The 325-nt window shown below is 40.0% G+C and carries 1 protein-coding gene; it reads left to right on the top strand.

Going from position 1 to position 325, the window contains the following annotated elements:
* Positions 1-84: 84 nt before the first annotated feature.
* A partial coding sequence (locus SB756_RS28855) for an MFS transporter (RefSeq protein ID WP_410912944.1) occupies positions 85-325 on the top strand: 241 nt, incomplete at its 3' end.

Genomic DNA, 325 nt, shown 5'->3' with positions numbered 1-325 from the left:
AGTCGAGCTATATCAAATAAAGTTTCAACCAGCTTTTATTCAAAATTTCTATAAGAAGAACAACAACACACAATATGGATACTTATGAACAATAAAGAGAATGTACTTTTAATTGTCATGGTTTGCTTTGCTGCAACGATTGGCGGGTTTTTGTTTGGCTTTGATAGTGGTGTAATAAATGGCACCGTCGATGGCCTACAAACAGCATTTGGTTCCAGCAGCGTAGGCACAGGTTTTAACGTATCGAGTATGCTCATAGGTTGTGCTATCGGTGCGTTTACTGCAGGACGGTTGGCAGATAAATTTGGCCGTCGTCGCATTTTAC

This window comes from Pseudomonas sp. SIMBA_068 (assembly GCF_046534705.1).
Taxonomy (GTDB): domain Bacteria; phylum Pseudomonadota; class Gammaproteobacteria; order Pseudomonadales; family Pseudomonadaceae; genus Aquipseudomonas; species Aquipseudomonas putida.
The sequence above is the reverse complement of the archived record's forward strand: the minus strand, read 5'-3'. Positions and strand labels throughout refer to the sequence as shown.